The 15,749-nt window shown below is 41.8% G+C and carries 20 protein-coding genes and 1 pseudogene; 6 read left to right on the top strand and 15 right to left on the bottom strand.

The genetic code is table 11. The annotated features are described in order from the left end of the window. Positions 1-3 precede the first annotated feature (3 nt). The 14 genes and pseudogenes from rplX to F2A31_RS01925 form a co-directional block, all read right to left on the bottom strand. A complete protein-coding gene (gene rplX / locus F2A31_RS01990; RefSeq protein WP_004909354.1) occupies positions 4-321 on the bottom strand; it encodes a 50S ribosomal protein L24 in 318 nt (105 codons plus the stop codon). Positions 322-330: 9 nt separating this feature from the next. Next, positions 331-699 carry a 50S ribosomal protein L14 gene (gene rplN / locus F2A31_RS01985; protein WP_004657680.1) on the bottom strand — a complete coding sequence of 123 codons (369 nt, stop codon included), beginning with the start codon at positions 697-699 and terminating at the stop codon, positions 331-333. Positions 700-791: 92 nt separating this feature from the next. Next, positions 792-1,049, bottom strand: a complete 258-nt coding sequence (rpsQ, locus tag F2A31_RS01980) for a 30S ribosomal protein S17 (protein WP_150024954.1) — start codon at positions 1,047-1,049, stop codon at positions 792-794. Continuing rightward, entirely contained in the window at positions 1,046-1,243 is a 198-nt protein-coding gene (rpmC, locus tag F2A31_RS01975; RefSeq protein ID WP_000849927.1) for a 50S ribosomal protein L29, read from the bottom strand. The genes rpsQ and rpmC overlap by 4 nt, the downstream gene beginning before the upstream one ends. Continuing rightward, entirely contained in the window at positions 1,243-1,656 is a 414-nt protein-coding gene (gene rplP / locus F2A31_RS01970; RefSeq protein WP_004641059.1) for a 50S ribosomal protein L16, read from the bottom strand. Before rplP ends, rpmC begins: the two co-directional genes overlap by 1 nt. Continuing rightward, a pseudogene (gene rpsC, locus F2A31_RS01965) lies at positions 1,596-2,412 on the bottom strand (30S ribosomal protein S3). The gene rplP and the pseudogene rpsC overlap by 61 nt, the downstream one beginning before the upstream one ends. A gap of 1 nt (position 2,413) precedes the next feature. After that, entirely contained in the window at positions 2,414-2,743 is a 330-nt protein-coding gene (rplV, locus tag F2A31_RS01960; protein WP_005086837.1) for a 50S ribosomal protein L22, read from the bottom strand. Between the two features lie 11 nt (positions 2,744-2,754). Further along, entirely contained in the window at positions 2,755-3,030 is a 276-nt protein-coding gene (gene rpsS, locus F2A31_RS01955; RefSeq protein ID WP_004641066.1) for a 30S ribosomal protein S19, read from the bottom strand. 13 nt (positions 3,031-3,043) lie between these two features. Next, on the bottom strand, positions 3,044-3,868 hold the full coding sequence (rplB, locus tag F2A31_RS01950) for a 50S ribosomal protein L2 (protein ID WP_150024952.1): 825 nt from the start codon (positions 3,866-3,868) through the stop codon (positions 3,044-3,046). Between the two features lie 11 nt (positions 3,869-3,879). Next, positions 3,880-4,200, bottom strand: coding sequence for a 50S ribosomal protein L23 (rplW, locus tag F2A31_RS01945; protein ID WP_038346096.1), 321 nt, complete (start codon positions 4,198-4,200; stop codon positions 3,880-3,882). Beyond that, entirely contained in the window at positions 4,197-4,799 is a 603-nt protein-coding gene (rplD, locus tag F2A31_RS01940) for a 50S ribosomal protein L4 (RefSeq protein ID WP_150024951.1), read from the bottom strand. Before rplD ends, rplW begins: the two co-directional genes overlap by 4 nt. 11 nt (positions 4,800-4,810) lie before the next feature. Further along, entirely contained in the window at positions 4,811-5,449 is a 639-nt protein-coding gene (gene rplC / locus F2A31_RS01935) for a 50S ribosomal protein L3 (protein WP_150024950.1), read from the bottom strand. A 57-nt stretch (positions 5,450-5,506) separates the two neighbouring features. Next, positions 5,507-5,818 (bottom strand): 30S ribosomal protein S10, encoded by a 312-nt coding sequence (gene rpsJ, locus F2A31_RS01930; RefSeq protein ID WP_000070912.1) that lies wholly within the window; start codon positions 5,816-5,818, stop codon positions 5,507-5,509. 227 nt (positions 5,819-6,045) lie between these two features. After that, the gene (locus tag F2A31_RS01925) at positions 6,046-6,774 is read right to left on the bottom strand and encodes a type 1 glutamine amidotransferase (RefSeq protein ID WP_150024949.1); all 729 of its coding nucleotides are present in this window, start codon (positions 6,772-6,774) and stop codon (positions 6,046-6,048) included. A 168-nt stretch (positions 6,775-6,942) separates the two neighbouring features. On the opposite strand from F2A31_RS01925, the gene F2A31_RS01920 reads away from it, so the two are divergent. The 6 genes from F2A31_RS01920 (at position 6,943) to F2A31_RS01895 (ending at position 13,512) form a co-directional block, all read left to right on the top strand. Further along, positions 6,943-8,136 carry a PLP-dependent transferase gene (locus F2A31_RS01920; RefSeq protein ID WP_150024948.1) on the top strand — a complete coding sequence of 398 codons (1,194 nt, stop codon included), beginning with the start codon at positions 6,943-6,945 and terminating at the stop codon, positions 8,134-8,136. A 19-nt stretch (positions 8,137-8,155) separates the two neighbouring features. Beyond that, a complete protein-coding gene (locus F2A31_RS01915) occupies positions 8,156-9,703 on the top strand; it encodes a helicase HerA-like domain-containing protein (RefSeq protein WP_150024947.1) in 1,548 nt (515 codons plus the stop codon). 143 nt (positions 9,704-9,846) lie between these two features. Then, positions 9,847-11,058, top strand: a complete 1,212-nt coding sequence (hmpA, locus tag F2A31_RS01910) for an NO-inducible flavohemoprotein (RefSeq protein WP_150024946.1) — start codon at positions 9,847-9,849, stop codon at positions 11,056-11,058. Between the two features lie 79 nt (positions 11,059-11,137). Beyond that, complete coding sequence (locus F2A31_RS01905) at positions 11,138-11,590, top strand: RrF2 family transcriptional regulator (RefSeq protein WP_150024945.1); 453 nt, start codon at positions 11,138-11,140, stop codon at positions 11,588-11,590. 71 nt (positions 11,591-11,661) lie between these two features. After that, on the top strand, positions 11,662-12,438 hold the full coding sequence (gene yihA / locus F2A31_RS01900; RefSeq protein WP_150024944.1) for a ribosome biogenesis GTP-binding protein YihA/YsxC: 777 nt from the start codon (positions 11,662-11,664) through the stop codon (positions 12,436-12,438). Between the two features lie 129 nt (positions 12,439-12,567). Beyond that, positions 12,568-13,512: a metal-dependent hydrolase gene (locus F2A31_RS01895; RefSeq protein ID WP_150024943.1), complete on the top strand. Its 945-nt coding sequence runs from the start codon at positions 12,568-12,570 to the stop codon at positions 13,510-13,512. Between the two features lie 73 nt (positions 13,513-13,585). Here the strand turns inward: F2A31_RS01895 and F2A31_RS01890 are convergent, their stop codons facing one another. Next, complete coding sequence (locus F2A31_RS01890) at positions 13,586-15,670, bottom strand: TonB-dependent receptor family protein (protein WP_150024942.1); 2,085 nt, start codon at positions 15,668-15,670, stop codon at positions 13,586-13,588. Positions 15,671-15,749 lie beyond the last annotated feature (79 nt).

Below are 15,749 nucleotides of genomic sequence, written 5' to 3'. Positions count from 1 at the left end.
CTATTACTTCGCTGCCGCCACTGATTCACCATTTGACTTATAAACACGAGTTTTCGTGCCATCAATCACTTGGTAACCAACACGGTCAGCCTTTTGGGTTGTAGCATTAAAAATTGCCACGTTTGAGATATGAAGCGTCGCCTCTTGAGTAACAATACCGCCTTCAGCGCCAGTTACACGGTTCGGCTTTTGATGCTTCTTCACCAAGTTAAGACCTTCGACCTTAACTCGATCTTCAGAAACAGACAAAACAACACCTTGTTTGCCTTTTTCTTTACCTGCGATCACAATTACTTGATCGCCTTTTTTAATCTTAGCCATGATTGCCTCTTATAGAACTTCAGGAGCCAATGAAATGATTTTCATGAACTGTTCAGTACGAAGTTCACGAGTCACTGGTCCGAAGATACGAGTAGCAATCGGAGCTTTGTTGTTATTCAAAATAACAGCTGCGTTATCGTCGAAACGAATCACTGAACCATCTGGACGACGGATGCCGAATTTTGTACGAACAACTACAGCATTCATCACGTCACCTTTTTTAACACGTGCGCGTGGGATTGCTTCTTTTACAGTAACTTTAATAATGTCGCCAACAGAAGCATAACGACGATGTGAACCACCTAGTACTTTAATACATTGTACGCGGCGTGCACCACTGTTGTCTGCTACGTCGAGCATACTTTCGGTTTGAATCATTGCCCTACTCCAAAACCGAGCATCACCGGTCACAATTTCGAAAGGCTCAAAGAGTACTCGAAATTGTCCGATGATGCAACAAGAACGTCTAATTACTCAGCAGCAGCTTCAACTACTTCCACTAAAGTCCAAGCTTTAGTTTTAGAAATTGGGCGGCTTTCTTTGATGGTTACTAAGTCGCCAGTTTTAGCAACATTGTTCTCATCATGAGCGTGTAATTTAGTTGAACGGCGGATTGATTTGCCATACAACGGGTGTTGAACGCGGCGTTCAATAAGTACAACAATAGACTTGTCCATTTTGTCACTTACAACTTTGCCGGTTAACGTGCGGACTACTTTTTCACTCATTGTCCGTTCCCCTGTTTTTCGGTAAGGAGTGTCTTGATACGAGCAATTGTCTTACGAGCAATTTGCACTTCATGCGATTTGCCTAATTGACCAGTTGCTTTCGCCATACGAAGACGGAATTGGTTAAGCTGTTGCTCATCAAGCAAAGCTTTCAACTCTTCTACCGATTTTTCACGTAGATCTTTAGTTTTCATTACATTACCGTCCGAGTCACGATAGTGGTTTTAAACGGAAGTTTAGCAGCAGCTAAAGCAAATGCTTCACGCGCTAACTCATCGTTAACACCTTCAATTTCGTACAGGATCTTACCTGGTTGGATCTGACAAACCCAATATTCCACGCTACCTTTACCTTTACCCATACGAACTTCTAATGGTTTTTCGGTAATTGGCTTGTCCGGGAATACGCGGATGAAGATTTTACCACCACGCTTAATACGACGGCTGATGGTACGACGGCAAGCTTCAATCTGACGAGCAGTCATACGACCACGTTCAGTTGCTTTAATTGCAATCGAACCAAATGATACTGTACTACCACGATGCGCTAGACCAGTGTTACGGCCTTTGTGCACTTTACGGAATTTGGTACGTTTAGGTTGCAACATGGATTATTCTCCCTTGTCAGCAGCACGGTCACCGCGACGACCACGACGCTCTTGACCTTCACCACGTCCACGACCACGTTTAGCTGGACGCTCTTCAGCAGGAGCAGGGTTCATGACTTGTTTCATGCCACCTAAGATCTCACCACGGAAAATCCAAACTTTAACACCGATCGTACCGTAAGTTGTTTCTGCACGCATAGTTGCATAGTCGATGTCAGCACGAAGCGTATGCAAAGGTACACGACCTTCACGATACCATTCTGTACGAGCAATCTCTGCACCACCTAAACGGCCAGAAACTTCAACTTTGATACCTTTCGCACCAGCACGCATTGTGTTTTGCACCGCACGCTTCATAGCACGACGGAACATTACACGCTTTTCTAATTGAGAAGCGATTGCTTCAGCAACTAAACGCGCATCTAAGTCTGGGCGATCGATTTCGTTGATGCTAACTTGCGCTGGAACACCCATAATATTGGTGAGTTCGCGCTGTAATTTTTCAATGTCTTCGCCTTTCTTACCGATTACGATACCTGGACGAGCAGTGCTAATAGTTACTTTAGCAGCGCCTGTAGGACGTTCGATAAGAATATTGCTTACCATCGCGTTCTTAAGTTTTTTAGTTAAAAACTCACGAACTTGAAGATCTTTAAGCAAGTATTCAGCGTATTGTTTCGGATTCGCATACCAGTTAGCGTTATGGCGTTTCACAACACCCAGGCGGATACCGATTGGATGAACCTTCTGACCCATATCAAACCCCTACCTTAACGGTGATGTGACAAGTACGCTTAGTAATACGATCTGCACGGCCTTTAGCACGTGGCATGATACGTTTAAGGCTCATGCCTTCATCAACGTAAATCGTAGTTACTTTAAGATCGTCAACATCTAAGCTGTTATTGTGCTCAGCATTCGCAATTGCAGATTCAAGCGCTTTTTTAACAAGCACAGCTGCTTTTTTGTTGCTGAAGTTTAAAATGTCTAGCGCGCGTGCAACCGATTTACCACGAATCAAATCAGCAACTAAACGTGCCTTCTGTGCCGAGATAGCGGCACCGCGTAATTTAGCAGTTACTTCCATCATAGCACCTATTAACGTTTAGACTTCTTATCAACACCGTGACCACGATAGGTACGAGTTGGCGCGAATTCACCTAGTTTATGACCAACCATGTGTTCAGTAACAATTACTGGAACGTGGTTACGACCATTGTGAACAGAAATTGTTAAACCAACAAAGTCTGGAAGGATCATTGAACGACGAGACCAAGTCTTGATCGGCTTACGGTTGTTTGCTGCAATAGCCGCTTCAACCTTAGCGAACAAGTGCGCGTCGACGAATGGACCTTTTTTTAATGAACGAGGCATTAGTCAGATTCCTTTACTTGACGCGACGGTCGCGAATAATCATCTTAGTCGTACGCTTATTGGTACGTGTCTTGTACCCTTTAGCTTTTTGACCCCATGGACTTACAGGTTGAATACCTTTACTACGTCCTTCACCACCACCGTGTGGATGGTCAACTGGGTTCATCGCCATACCACGAACAGTAGGACGAACACCACGCCAGCGCGAAGCACCAGCTTTACCCAATGAACGAAGGTTGCTTTCTTGGTTAGAAACTTCACCAATTACAGCACGACATTCAACATGGACTTTACGCATTTCACCAGAACGTAAACGAACGATAGCGTAAGAACCATCACGACCCAACAATTGAACTGAAGTACCAGCTGAACGTGCTAATTGAGCACCTTTACCGATTTTAAGTTCAAGGTTATGAAGTGTAGAACCGATAGGCATGTTACGAAGTGGTAAGCAGTTACCTGGACGAATTGGAGCATCGTTACCAGATTGAACTTTATCACCTGCACGCAAACCTTTAGGCGCAATAATATAACGACGCTCACCATCAGCATATTTCAATAAAGCAATATGAGCTGTACGGTTAGGATCGTATTCAATACGCTCTACAGTCGCTGGAATACCATCTTTATTACGTTTAAAGTCAACAATACGATAGTGTTGTTTATGACCACCACCTACATGACGTGTAGTGATGTGACCATTGTTATTACGACCACCAGTACGTTTTTTAGCTTCAACCAACGGTGCATAAGGCGCGCCTTTGTGAAGATGGTTATGAACCACTTTCTCTACAAAGCGACGTCCTGGAGACGTTGGCTTACATTTTTGAATTGGCATAATTTTCGTCCTTATTCCGCTGCGTTTTCAGCGGTATCGCCCAAGTCAGCCATTTCTACATCTTGGCCAGCTTTCAGGGTGACGTATGCTTTTTTCACATCAGAACGGCGTCCTAATGTTTTACCAAAGCGTTTTGTTTTACCTTTAGTGATTGTTGTATTTACTTTAACAACTTCAACACCAAAGAGTTGCTCAACTGCTTTTTTGATTTCAAGTTTGTTTGCATTTAATGCAACTTTGAACACTTGAACACCAGCAGTATCACCTAAAACTTGTGCTTTTTCTGAGAATACTGGTCCTAATAGGACTTGATAGATACGTTCGTTGTTCATCCGAGTTCTACCTCAATTTTCTTAGCAGCAGCTACAGACATTACAACTTTATCAAATGCGATCAAGCTAACAGGATCAATAGCAGTAGCATCAACCACATCAACATGTGGAAGGTTGCGTGCTGCAAGATACAAGTTCTCATCTACAGCATCTGTAATGATCAATGCACGAGTTGCATTCAAGTCGTTAAGTTTTGCAAGCAATTCTTTAGTTTTTGGAGCTGCAACAGCAAACTCTTCAACTAATACAAGGCGTTCTTGGCGAACAAGTTCAGCTAAGATACATTGCATTGCACCGCGATACATCTTACGGTTTACTTTTTGAGACCAATCTTGTGGGCGAGCAGCAAAAGTTTTACCACCACCAACCCAGATAGGGCTACGAATAGAACCCGCACGAGCGCGACCAGTACCTTTTTGACGGAATGGCTTTTTACCACCGCCAGAAACATCTGCACGTGATTTGTGAGCACGAGTACCTTGACGACCACCAGCTAAGTAAGCTGTAACAACTTGGTGTACAAGAGCTTCGTTAAATTCACGTCCGAAAGCAACTTCAGACAATTCAACAGCAGAGCCGGAAACAGTTTTTAAATTCACAGTATTTCCCCTCAGGCCTTGATGGTAGGACGCACGATAACGTCACCGCCAGTTGAACCAGGAATAGCACCCTTAACAACTAGAACAGAACGTTCAGCGTCAATAGATACAATCTCAAGACCTTGAACTGTTACGCGTTCATCACCTAAGTGACCAGCCATTTTCTTGCCTTTGAACACGCGACCAGGTGTTTGGTTTTGACCTGTAGAACCTAATACACGGTGAGATACAGAGTTACCATGAGTAGCATCTTGCGTACGGAAGTTCCAACGCTTAACACCACCTTGGAAGCCCTTACCTTTTGATTGACCAGTTACGTCAACAATTTGACCAACTGTGAACAAATCAACACCGATAGAACCACCAACTTCACGACCTTCAAGCTCAGCTTCAGTTACGCGGAACTCTTTAACTAAACGACCAGCAGCAACACCAGCCTTAGCAAAGTGACCTTTCTGAGCGTTAGTTACGCGTGATTCACGACGTTCACCAGTCGTTACTTGGATTGCTTGATAACCATCAGTTTCAAGTGTTTTGATTTGCGTAATGCGGTTTGGATCGACTTCGATAACTGTAACAGGTACAGATACACCAGCATCTGTAAAGATGCGAGTCATACCACATTTGCGACCGACTAAACCAATAGCCATGTGCATAAACCTCTAAAAAAGCGGCCTAATTAACTTAGAGTTAATTAACCGAAAGCCTTAACCCAAAGCGATCTGAACATCAACACCAGCAGCAAGATCTAACTTCATCAATGCATCAACAGTTTTATCTGTTGGTTGAACGATATCGATCAAACGTTTATAAGTGCGGATTTCGTACTGATCACGAGCGTCTTTATTGACGTGTGGTGAAGTAAGAACGTTGAAGCGCTCGATGCGAGTAGGCATCGGGATTGGACCACACACTTGTGCGCCAGTACGCTTAGCGGTTTCTACGATCTCTTGAGCAGATTGATCAATCAAACGATGATCAAAAGACTTCAAACGGATACGAATTCTCTGGTTAGACATACCAGTAAACTCCAAGCCAAATATATAAAGAATCACCCATGACGCACCTCACCTTTTGGCAAGTGTCAAGGGCAGTGAAAATCACTATGGTCGTGATCGATGCCACGACTGTCATGCGTCGACTACTTTCTTCGTAGTGAACGCCCTCTTTTTGAGGGTCGCCCATTATAGCGATTGTTTAACTCTTATGCAATTCCTGTTTTTTATTTTTTATCCGTTTATTTATTTTAAGCACCTACAACATACTCTATTGCTCGATTTAGCAACTGATTACCTTGTTCAAACCTACTTTTTAGCGTCCTTTTTAGCTCAGATATAGGTTGAACATACTCACCATCAAAAATTGCCATTTCCTCTTCATTCTCAATTAACAACTCCAATGCTTGTGGCGTCATTTCTGGATGAAACTGAAAACCAAGCACATTACGCCCAATTTGATACATTTGGTTTCGACAAACTTTATTTTCCGCTAAATGCACTGCTCCCTTGGGGATTTCAAAAGTTTCACTATGCCACTGCAAAATATTGATCCGTTCAGGAAATTGAAAGCATGTTTCTGGAATATGCGAAGCACGACCAACATCCATCCACCCTAACTCTTGATGAGGATTTCGGCTTACGGCAGCACCTAAAGCATTTGCAATCAGCTGCCCCCCCAAACATAAACCAATAGCAGGCTTTCCAGCTGCCAAATAGCGACGCAACCAACGCTTCTCCAACCTCAACCAAGGGTAATTGGCTTCATCATTCACACTCATGGTTCCGCCCATGATAATGAGCAAATCCACCTCATCTACACGTGGTAATGCTTCTAATTCAAGAGGCAAATCCACAGGCAAAGCAAAGAACTCTGTTGCTGTAATTTTTGCTTTATGTGCCTTTAGAAATTCATAACAACTTCCAAAACCCTCACCGGCGATGTGCTGAAAATAATGCACTCTTAAATGCGACTTCATGCGCTAAAACCTATTATCGTTAGAATGATAATAATTCTTAGCAAAAATAACGCCAGTTTTAATTCAAAGCATGATGCCCGTACCTATTCTGTACAAAAGCCTCAAATCACTAGCAGATAGATCACTTTTATCTTAACCTAGAGCATCATATTGTTTTGATTTTGCCCCATGACTACACATAAAAATAGACAAACTCTTCTCATTCATGCACCACGCCAAGCCCCTCAATACATCGAAACTATACAACCTCCCCTATTTCGTGCATCCACGATTATTTTCAAATCCACAGCGCACCTTTTTGATCGTCACTGGACCGATGCCTATGACTATAGTTATGGCACACATGGCACACCAACAACATTCACCTTAGCCGATAATATTGCTCAAATTGAAGGTGGTCGATATTGCTTACTTGCACCCAGCGGCCTATCTGCGATTAATCTCGTGAATAGTGCAGTATTAAGCAAAGACGATGAAGTCTGGGTCGCCGATAATATTTATGGCCCCAATTTAGAACATTTAAAAAATCTACAAGAGCGCTACGGCATCACCGTTAGAATTTATAATCCTATTGATGCTGGTAGTTTTCAGCCAACCGAGAAAGCTAAATTGATTTGGCTAGAAGCAGCAGGCTCTGTCACCTTGGAGTTCCCAGATCTAAAGAATCTTGTGAAAAAAGCCCAACAAGCCAACGTACTGACTGCACTGGATAATACTTGGGGCGCAGGTCTTGCATTTAATGCTTTTGATTTTTCAGACGAACACCTTTCGGTGGATATCACAGTTCACGCCTTAACCAAATATCCAAGTGGCGGTGGTGACATATTAATGGGTTCAGTTGTGACACGTGATCAAGCTTTACACCACAAATTGTTCCGTATACATGCTATCCAAGGAATTTCCATTTCAGGAGACGATACTGCTCAAATCCAACGCAGCTTGGCACACATGTCCTTAAGGTACGACCAACAAACTCAAAATGCCCTGACCGTACTCACATGGTTAAAGCAACAACCTCAATTCGCCCAAGTACTCCATCCAAGCCTTCCAGACTCTGCTGGCCATGTATTTTGGAAAGAAATTTGCACTACAGACAAAAGTGCAGGTCTTGTCAGCGTCATCTTTAAGCCTGAATATGATCTCGCTGCGATTCGGAAATTTTGCGACCACTTACAACTATTCAAACTCGGATTTAGCTGGGGCGGCCCTGTAAGTTTAGTCATGCTATACGACTTAAAAACAATGCGCTCACTCAAGAATACACATTTACAACAAGGATTATTGGTTCGCTTCTGTATTGGACTAGAACATGCTCAAGATTTAATCCAAGATATTCAAAATGCATTAAAACAACTGGAATGAAATCAAGAATAGGTGAAGAATGAATACACCCATCGTTATTGCTAAAAAAACCACAGATACCACACAAGATATTGTTCTACATTCTAAATTTGCCAACCGACATGGTTTGATTGCAGGCGCAACTGGAACGGGTAAAACAGTCACCCTAAAAGTACTGGCAGAAAGTTTTTCTCGCCTTGGTGTGCCTGTATTTCTTGCTGATGCTAAAGGTGATGTCTCGAGTCTTGCCCAAGCCGGTTCGAGCAATCCTAAATTTGAAGAACGCCTTAGCCTACTCAAAATCGACGACATCCCATTTGCAGCATCACCAGTCATTTTTTGGGATTTATTTGCTCAGCAAGGACACCCCATTCGCACCACCATCTCTGAGATTGGTCCCTTATTATTAGCTCAAATGCTCAACCTTAATGATACACAAGAAGGCGTGCTTTCAGCAGTTTTCCGGATTGCAGATGATCAAGGTTTATTATTAATTGACTTTAAAGATTTAAAATCAATGTTGAGCTATGTGAGTGAAAATGCGTCGGCACTCAAAGCTGAATATGGCAATCTCTCCCCTGCGAGCCTCGGTGCTATTCAACGCAACTTATTAGCGCTTGGTGATCAAGGCGGCGAACAATTCTTTGGTGAACCAAGTCTAAACATTTTGGACTTTATTCAGACCGATACGAACGGTCACGGCTATATCAACATTTTAGCTGCTGATAAGCTCATGAACACACCGAAGCTATATGCTACTTTTTTACTTTGGATGTTATCTGAGTTGTTTGAACAACTCCCAGAAGTTGGAGATGTAGACAAGCCCAAACTGGTTTTCTTCTTTGATGAAGCACATTTACTCTTTGATAATGCCAGCCCAGCTTTGCAACAAAAAATTGAACAAGTGGTGCGTTTAATTCGCTCAAAAGGTGTCGGAATTTATTTTATTACTCAAAATCCACTCGATTTACCAGAGAGTGTACTTGGGCAATTGGGTAACCGCGTTCAACACGCTTTACGTGCATTCACACCAAAAGATCAAAAAGCAGTCAAAACAGCAGCAGATACATTCCGTGCCAATCCAGAGTTTAAAGTTGATCAGGCCATTACCGAGCTTGCTGTGGGTGAAGCACTCATCAGCTGCCTCGACGAACAAGGAACACCACAAATTGTTGAACGCGGCTGGGTGATGCCACCTTATTCCTCCTTTAGCCCAATTACACCGGAAGAACGCCAAGTTATCATTGCACAGAGTATTGTTGCAGGAATTTATGATCAAGCCGTTGATCGAGACAGCGCTTATGAAATGCTACAAAAGAAAGTCTTGCAACTATCTCAACAAAAAGAAGCCGATGCCTTAGCAAAACAACAGGAAAAAGAACAGGATGCTTTAGCTAAACAACAAGCCAAAGAACAAGAGCGTTTTGCACGAGAGCAACAGAGAGCAGCTGAAAAAGCACAACGCGATCGAGAAAAGCTCACACAGGATATTGTTGGCACTTTCGCAAAAAGTGCCGCACGTAGTTTAGGCGGCAGCACTGGTCAAAAGATTGTCAGAGGTTTACTCGGATCTTTATTTGGAAAATAAGAGTCATACATCTTTATGAATTAAGGGATAATAAATTATCCCTTAATTTTTTTATGGTTTTTATCATAAGATGTATTGCAAATGCATTTTATAAGATGTATTTTAAATATATCTTATAAAATGATAGCCAAGAGAGATCAAACATGACTCCGCAGCAAATTGAACTTGTAAAAGCAACCGTCCCTGTTCTTCGCGAAAATGGTGTCGCACTCACTGGTTATTTTTATAACCGCATGTTAGGAAACAATCCTGACCTAAAAGAAACTTTTAACATGGGGCACCAACGTAGTGGTGCTCAGGCTCAAGCACTAGCAGGTGCCGTTCTCGCTTATGCAGAAAATATTGAAGATCCATCAGTATTGCTGCCAGTAGTTGAATTGATTGCGCATAAACATGTCAGCCTCAATATTCAAGCACCTGATTACAGCATTGTGGGCGAAAACCTGCTGCACTCAATCAGTGAGGTCTTGAGTATCTCTATGGATGATCCACTCATTGATGCATGGGCTGCGGCATACGGACAATTGGCTGATTTATTTATCAGCACCGAAAAAGCGATTTATGATCAACACCAGCAAACAAAGGGTAGCTGGCTAGGTTGGCGTAATTTTAAAATCGCTAAAAAAGTAATTGAAAGCGATGAAATTACGTCGTTCTATTTAGCTCCTGTCGATGGTAGTGATTTACCCAAATATGAAGCAGGTCAATACATCTCTGTGCGGGTATTTGTACCTGAGTTAGGGATAAGACAACCACGTCAATATACGCTATCAACCTCACCTCAAGCTGACTATTTAAGAATTTCAGTCAAACGTGAAGATGAAAAAGAAAATTTAGCTGCGGGTTGGGTTTCCAATACCCTACACAGCTTAGCCGAGGGCTCACAAATCGAGGTATCAGCACCTACAGGCAACTTCTATCTGATTGATCATACAAAACGTAATGTATTTATTAGTGGGGGTGTCGGCTTAACTCCAATGATTGCGATGTTAAATCAACTTGTTACCTTAGATATGCCACAGCCTGTGAGCTTTATTCACGCATGTCGTAGTAGCCAAGTACATGCTATGAAAAAACATATTCATGATCTTAAAGATAAGTATCCCCGTCTTAGTACGTTTACAGCTTATGAATTTCCACATGACGGCGATATATTAGGTATTGATTATGATATTGCCGGGCGTTTAGACCTCAGCAATGTAGATGCGGCTTTATTACCTGTTAATGCAGATTATTACTTATGTGGCCCAATGCCATTTATGGCTGAACAACATAAAGCTTTAATCGCACGCGGTGTTCCTGCCCAGAATATTCACAGTGAAGCTTTTGGTACGGGTGGAGTCAAACTCAGCTAATCGACGCTGCATTTTGTATGGGGCTAGTCTATGATAGACTAGCCCTTTGTATTTAAAGCAATAGATTGAGTGAAGTCCAATGCAACTCAATAAATTTACTGATTATGCGCTTAGAATTTTGATGTACGTTGCTCGCCCAAGTGATGTACCTTATACAATCGCAGATATTGCAAAAGACTTGCATGTTTCCCAAAATCATTTGGTTAAAGTGGTTCATTTCATGGGAAAACAACAGTGGCTCGTCACGATTCGTGGGAAAGGAGGCGGTCTTCGCCTCAATCCTGAAGCAAAGAGCCTCAGGCTAGGTGATATCGTACGCACGTTACAAGGCCATCAGCAAATCGTTGAATGCAATACCCCACCCTGTGTTTTACGCTCACATTGTGGACTCAAAGGAATTTTAGACCAGGCGCTAGAAAGTTTTTATCAAAGCCTAAATCAATATACGCTTGGCGAGGTCATACAGCACGGTATTCTTCCATCTTCGAAGCATTCAAATATTGAGTTTCTAGAGCTCATTCAAAAAGCATAACCATCACATTCGCACGATTGACTGACATCCTTTATAATAGCTTTGCTATTTCAATTCAAAAGTAAGCTTCTATGCGTCAGCGTCAACAATCAAAAGACACCAAAGCCAAACTCGCACCTAAACAAAAAATCAGTTATGAAAAAAAGGCTGATCCTGCATTGACTGAATATGCAGTACAGTCTTTGAATTGGTTACGCCAAGCTGAGTTTTTAATGAGTGCGCCAAAACTGGCTTTATGCGTAGAAGATACGGGGTATGAAATTGCATTCGCAGGACGCTCAAACGCAGGTAAATCTAGCGCAATCAACGCCCTCACCAATAAAAAGCAATTAGCACGTGCCTCGAAAAAGCCGGGTCGCACACAAATGATCAACTTTTTTAGTTTAGGCAATCCAGACCAACGCCTTGTTGATTTACCGGGTTATGGTTATGCAGCCGTGCCAGAGTCAATGAAAATCGTATGGCAAAAAGAACTCGAAAACTATCTGATCCATCGTAAAAGCCTGCAAGGCTTAGTCTTATTAATGGATATTCGCCATCCTTTACAGCACTTTGATTTGATGATGCTGGAATGGGCTCATTCTCGTCATTTATTTGTTCACATTCTTTTAACTAAAGCAGATAAACTGAATCGTGGCCCAGCCAATAAAACACTATTGGAAGTCAAACAGCAATTGAAAAAAATGAAATTAGACTTTTCAATTCAACTATTTTCTTCACTGAATCGGATTGGCTTAGAAGAGCTCGCTAGTGTTATGGCGGGACGTCTGAATTATACCCTCGATCAACCCTCAGAGTTTGACCTTGATCAGATCCCTGAAGCTTCAGAAACAGATGTAGAAGAGTAAATCTCGCATTTTATGCAACTTGATGCATAAAATAATTTTTAATTGTCCTGTATTGCTAAACACAAACACTAGGGAGTTTTCATATACTGCTTAGTGTTGGTTCATTGCACTATCGATTAGGACTAAACGATGAAATTACTATCATTTGTGAAGAACAAAGTTCTTGGTTCTTCGATTGACTATAAAATTCTCCCTCGAAAAGTAAAATTTGATTGGGAAAAAACACCAGTAGACTGGATTCCAAACCAGCCTTTTGCAAGTTATTTTATTAATGAAATTAATAATATATTACCTGCTGGTGAATTTTGGTTTTGCCGCTTGTACAACAAAGTACTCCCGCAAATTACCGATGAAAAATTAAAGCAAGATGTTCAAGCTTTTATTCGTCAAGAAGCCATGCACGCTGTGGCACACACTTCTGCAAACAAGGAATATCTAAGCCAGCGCAATATTGATATTCAACGTAATTTAAACATTATGGACTTCCTTTTCACCAAAGCGCTTGCAGACAAGCCTTTTGATAAAGAAGTACCACAATTTCTAGAGCATCAATGGGATTTATTCCGTCTAGGTGTTATTGCAACAGTTGAACATATGACCTGTGTACTGGGTAAATATGCACTTTACAATAAACGTTGGGAAGAATTAGGCGCAGACCCTGAGATGATCGATCTCATCAAATGGCATGGCTCTGAAGAGATCGAACACCGTACTGTTGCATTTGATCTTTATCGCCATTTAGGCGGTGGCTATATTGCTCGTTATTATCTCAGTGTTGCGGTGATTATCGGCGTACTGGGTTTATGGGTAGATGGCGCAGCGCATATCATGAGCCAAGATCCTCGCTTTGCGGATAAAAAACCAAGTTTATTTAAACCTTGGATCTGGATTGAATGGTATAAACAAGGTCGTAAAGATGACCAAATCCTCCCAAATCCAATTTGGCTCGTTGCGCAACAAATTGATTACCTCATGCCGTGGTATGATCCTGTCAAAGAAGGAAATACCCAAGATGCGGTCAACTATTTAAACAGCTCACCTGCTGCGAAACGCGCTTTACAACAAGCAGCTTAAAACAAATTATTGTTTCCTTATACAAAAACCCCTCATCCTAGGATGAGGGGTTTTTCACAATCAGCAAATATAATTAGAAACGATAGCGAACACCAGCTTCAAACGAACGTTCAGGACCTACGTAGATACCTTGGCGTAAGCTCGCAATATAGCGCTTATCTTCTAAATTCTTTACTGCACCATAGAACTCAACTTGATCATTGAGTGTATAGCGAGAGGTAAAATCAACAGTCGTATAACCATTGATTTTACCCGTAAAGAAACCTGACGTGTTTTCTGTAATTGGCTTAGTATTCAAATCATCAGTAAATTGAGAGCCCGTGTAATTTGCACTCAGCTGAGTACGCAAACCAGCATAAGTATAACCAAAACCAAGATTTGCAACCCATTCTGGTGTGTATGGTACACGATCACCATCTTTTGATTTAAGCGTGCCATTTTTATTAAAACGGTCACCCTTAAATTCAGCATCGGCAACCCAAGTTACATTAGCAAACATATCAAAACCGTTTTCTAACTCAACACTAATCGCACCCTCAAGACCTTGGTTAAAAGTCTTACCACCATTAGTTGTTTGGAAATCAGAGTTACTGTTCGCAGGGATGATTTGATTGTCAAAATCCATTCGGAAAGCAGTCAACTCATATTTAAAGATATCTTGCTGTCCTCTTAAACCGAACTCCCAACTAACCGCAGTTTCCGCGTCCAGTTTTTGATCTTTCATACCACTGAGGGAATCGCCATTCAAAGCAGGAGAAAATGCTTTGTATACACTACCATAGAGCTGTACTGCTGGAACTAATTGGAAAGTAAATCCCAGACCAGGCATCACTTCAGTATTTGAAGTTTTGACCGATTCACTCTTTTGTTTATCTTCTCGTTGTTGTTCATAGCGTTCAACACGAAGTCCTGGTGTGACTGATAATTGATCCGTTATATCCAAACGATTCTGAGCATATAATGCAACACTTTTTGCTGAATCTTTAGTGTCTTTAGCAATCGTGCCTGTACGTGGTGTTGCACGCTTTGCATTGATGGTTACATCATCCATCTTCTCATTCATCAAGCGTAGACCAACTTCAGCCTCACTTGGAATATTGAATAAAGTATGCTTTGCAACTAAACGGGTTTCAGCACCAATACGTTCAAATGTACGGTTATTACCATTCACACTGTCCGTATAGATCCAACGACCAGCTGCTTGCGAAGCTGCTCCATTAATGCCATAACGCCAGTAATCACGATTCATTTCACTCCAATACACTAGAGTCTGAAGTTCTGTATCCGCATTGATATTCCAACGGTGGTTAATATCGAATGAATTACGTTCTGTCAAATACCAGTCATCTGGTGCTGGGTTGTTCTTTTTCTTGGCGTGATATTCACCCAAGAACTGTCCACGATATGAAATATTGGCATCATTCTCATAATGGGTAAATTTAACACCTAACCATTGGTTATCACCAATCGCCGTGCCTGCTTTGATCACAGCGTCTTTCATTTCATAGCCTTTGTCCATGAAACCATCGCTTTTCGCCCAACTTAAAATTGCGCCAAAATTGCTGTCTTTATTTGGAGAACTACCACCGAGTTCAACTGTGGTTTTATAGGTTTCCCAAGATCCAATCGATACATCAACTAAAGCACCATCTTGAGGTTGCTTAGTACGATAGTTAATCACACCACCGATATTCGATGGTCCATAACGCAATGCCGAAGAACCTTTTAGCACCTCAATACTATCCATACGTTGTACACGTGGATTGTAATAACGACCATTTCCGACAAATAAGCCCGGTGCAACAGGCACCCCATCTTCTAAAATTAAGGTTTTGTAATCAGCTGAGCTAATACCGCGCATACCAATGTTTGCAACAACAGCAGATTCTTCCTCAGGTTTCACATATACGCCCGAAACACGCTTTAAAATATCTTCTGTCGATGTTGGAACAAACTGTTGAATCTGTTCTTGATCCACAATCACAGCAGCACCAGGAATTTTTGAGACAGCATCATCTTGTGAACCAATCACCTGAATAGTGGGTAACACCACCGTTTTGCGTTCTTGCTCAGTTTCAGCATGCAACATAGGTGCAAAGCCACCAAACAATAAGCCACTCATCACGATTGGATTTTTTAGAAAAGAACGGTTTTTCATAGCTTCCCCCGAAGCAGCAAAATATGGATTATCTCTTCCAACCTTTTACTTCAATCAACGGCTAAAAAAGACACCAAAC

Source organism: Acinetobacter suaedae (assembly GCF_008630915.1).
GTDB lineage: Bacteria > Pseudomonadota > Gammaproteobacteria > Pseudomonadales > Moraxellaceae > Acinetobacter > Acinetobacter suaedae.
The sequence above is the reverse complement of the archived record's forward strand: the minus strand, read 5'-3'. Positions and strand labels throughout refer to the sequence as shown.